The sequence below is a fragment of the Bradyrhizobium sp. 61 genome, assembly GCF_023073075.1.
Lineage (GTDB): Bacteria > Pseudomonadota > Alphaproteobacteria > Rhizobiales > Xanthobacteraceae > Bradyrhizobium > Bradyrhizobium barranii.
In genome coordinates this window covers 1-3,181 of record NZ_JADPIU010000040.1, presented here as the reverse complement: position 1 = coordinate 3,181, position 3,181 = coordinate 1, and the positions used below count along the sequence as shown (strand labels likewise).

Sequence of the window (3,181 nt, the reverse complement as noted above, 5' to 3'; positions counted from 1 at the left end):
TGGCACTTGATTGCGCGTGAGGAGCGGGCTTGGGAACATTTCGGAGACCCACGCAAGTGCATTCCAGGCGGCAAACGGGATTGGAACCAGTCGGGGCACCAGTCCAGCCTGGCGCGCAACGGCTCCAAGAAACTCCTCGTAAGAGTAGACGCGCGGGCCACCGAACCCGAAGATTGTTGAAGGCATCTCCGCTTGCCGCATGACCCGGCCAATTGCCTCCGCAACATCCTCCACATGCGCCGGCTGCAATCTGGTCAGGCCGCGGCCGAACATCGGATAGATCGGAAGTCGGCGGAGGAGCCCAAGGATGGTAGTGAGAAACGCATCGTCTGGTCCGAACATTACTGCCGGGCGGACGAAAAGTGCATCGCCGAAGGCGGACCGGACCGCCAGTTCACCTTCGCCGCGCTTTCGGATGTAGCGCGATCGTGAGCCGGCATCGGCGCCAATTCCTGAAATGTGAACGAGGCGATCGACACCGGCGCGACGTGCTTGAGCCGCGACCCGTTGCGCAGACTCGACGTGAACGGAATGAAAAGTCTCCTGTCCGCGCTCGGCGTAAAGGCTAACCGCGTTTACAACGCCACAAGCGGCGGCAAGCGCATCCGCGACTGACCGCTCGTCGTGAATGTTGGCCCACACTGATTGAAGCTGCGGATCATCGGGACCAAACAGTCTGTGCCCCCGGTCCGGATGCCTTGACGCGGCCCGAACAGGAAATCCGTGAGAGCGCAGATGCCGAACGATGCGGCGGCCGAGAAAACCGGTTCCGCCGAACACGGTGACGGTGCGATCGTTCGTTGCCACCATGATTCAAATTCGCCAATTCATGCGAACGGCCGTCCGGATGCTGTGGGCGGCCCGCCGTCAGCTATTGTTTCTTTTCCGGTCCGCCCGGAAGCACAGCTGCCACACCTTCCGGATTGATGTTGAAGGCCAAAAATACCAACGGCTCGTTGCCCGGGTTTCCCCATTGGTGCACGAGCGCGTACGGTTCATAGATCAAGGTACCTGGTCCCCTTGCTTCCGTCTTGCCGTCGATCGTGTTCGCTCCGGTGCCGGAAATAATATAGTACAGAGCCGCTCCTGAGCGATGGTGCGGCGGGTTGGAGGGCATCCGCGCCGGAAATGTAACTCGCGTGAGATTGAGATCATACCCCCCTGGCTGCAGGTCGGGGATTGGAGTCGCGGTCCGATATAGCTCTGTCACGGCAGCAGGTGCCGTCTCGACAGGCCGACCCAAGTCCAAAGCGGGAACAAGAAAAAAATGGAGGAAAGTAGATGGCTCTCCGCCGCCCGCCGTCAGCGCCGCGGTTTTTCCGCCAGCGATGAATAGCCCCTCGCCGGCGTTGAGCGTTTTAGCCTCGCCATCGAGCGCAACCTCGGTCGATCCTGATAGCTGGTAGAGGATGCCGTCGGCCGCCGAGACGCCGCACTTCTCGTCCGCTTGAAGGGTGATGTTCACCGCTTTGAGATGCAGCGGCATGTTCGTGACGGTCGGCAATTTGGTTGCAGCGACCACCGTTCGTGTAATTGCCGGTGGAGCGGGCGCGGTTTGTGCGGTCCCGGAGACGGGAAGCGCCATCGCGCCGAGCAACAGTAGTCCGGTTGTCCTGAACTGCATGACTGCCTCCAGGTTCAGCGGGTAATCGGACCACCATACGCTCTCGCAGTAACTCTTGGAAATGGCTGGCCGCTTCGAGCGGCCACCGCGCGATTCGAGCCGGCAATCCTCGTATCGGCTCTAGAGAGGTTCTCCGAGTCTAGGATAGCTGCTGCCTTAGAATTGCGAGATCTTAGCGTTCGCTCATTTTTCGAGTTTTTCAAGAGTGTCTGCCAAAAGCGGTACCGGGGAGGCTGACGAGGGTTAAGTCGTTGCCCTCTGCCCGACAAGTGCAAGCTGCCGTTCGGTATCAAAAATGACTCTTGTTCCGAACTTCCGACATTCCCCATCAAGTGTCTTCCGGATCCATTCAATGTCCTGCCGCGATGGAATGGAGAGACGAAATTTCTTGATCTGCAGGGGAACCAGTTTGAGCGCATGGAGGTTTCCGTTGGCCGGATCCAGGTCGGCGAAATACATCAACGCCAGGTCGTCACGGTAGCGCTCGTAACCACGGATCCCTTCATAGTCGTTCAGAAGATCACCGCAGCCATAGAGAATGAGACGATCTCGATAGATTTCGATTGCTCTCGGATGATGCGAAGAATGCCCGTGAACGATCGACACGCCTGCCTGATCGATGAGCGCCCGTGCAAAGACCTTCTGCTCGTCCGGAATGTGATATCCCCAGTTGGATCCCCAATGGATCGAAACGACGATGAGATCGCCCGGCCTCCTGAGTGCCATGACCTGGTTGGCGACCTGCAACGCGCTCACCTCGCATAGGTCAGGCAGCAAGTTGACGCCTGGAGCGTCGGGCGTCGCAGCCCACCCGAACGGGATGCCGCTCGATGTCGATCCGAACGAGAAGATCAGGAGCCTTGCTTTGGCAAGGTTCAGCACTGCGGGTGCGCGCGCTTCGTGATCGTTGCGTCCTGCGCCCGTCGCTTTGACGTTGAGTTTCTGAAGAACAGTCAGCGTCTCCAGCAGGCCGGCGCGGCCCCAATTGAGCACATGGTTGTTGGCCAATACACAGCAGTCGATCTTGGCAGCCACGAGACATTCTGCATTCTCGGGGCTCACGCGGTAGTTGATGCCCGTGTTCGCCCGGTCATTGCTGCGGGTCACAGCCGTTTCGAGATTGATGATCCGCGCGTCCGGCTGCATGCGCTCCAATTGGTCCAGTGCAGCGCCCCAAACGTAGGACGACCCGTTGCGCCGCGAAATGGGCCCGTTCGCCTGCTCGGCGAGCAGCACGTAAGTCTCCGCCGTTCGCACGTGGCGTTCGTAAATGTCGGAGCTGCAGGGATGCGCCAGCACCTGGTCGATGCCGCGGCCGCACATGACATCTCCGCATAGAAAGAGCCGCACCGATTTCCGATGCCCAGCCGTCAGATGTCGTTCCTCGGCCATCAATTACCGCCTGGTGCGGTGGATTTGACATTCGCTACCTTGGCTGAGCGAGCAGTCATGGCGAATGTCAAATCCAAACCGCACTAGAAGTGATATTGGACACTAGTCTTCGCGTCAGGCGTGAGATCCTCTGAACGCCGTCATCACCTCGGCCAGCATCCGCAC

The 3,181-nt window shown here is 59.4% G+C and carries 3 protein-coding genes; all 3 read right to left on the bottom strand.

The features are described from left to right. On the bottom strand, positions 1-810 hold an 810-nt coding region (locus tag IVB46_RS11875; RefSeq protein ID WP_247342813.1), incomplete at its 3' end, for a complex I NDUFA9 subunit family protein. Positions 811-871: 61 nt separating this feature from the next. Next, complete coding sequence (locus tag IVB46_RS11870) at positions 872-1,624, bottom strand: cupin domain-containing protein (protein ID WP_247342810.1); 753 nt, start codon at positions 1,622-1,624, stop codon at positions 872-874. A gap of 243 nt (positions 1,625-1,867) precedes the next feature. Then, complete coding sequence (locus tag IVB46_RS11865; protein WP_247342807.1) at positions 1,868-3,016, bottom strand: CapA family protein; 1,149 nt, start codon at positions 3,014-3,016, stop codon at positions 1,868-1,870. Positions 3,017-3,181: the final 165 nt, after the last annotated feature.

What these genes read in the sequence shown, in the direction of transcription:
- IVB46_RS11870 (WP_247342810.1), bottom strand. Translation starts at nt 1,624, where the DNA reads ATGCAGTTCAGGACAACCGGACTACTGTTGCTCGGCGCGATGGCGCTT.
- IVB46_RS11865 (WP_247342807.1), bottom strand. Translation starts at nt 3,016, where the DNA reads ATGGCCGAGGAACGACATCTGACGGCTGGGCATCGGAAATCGGTGCGG.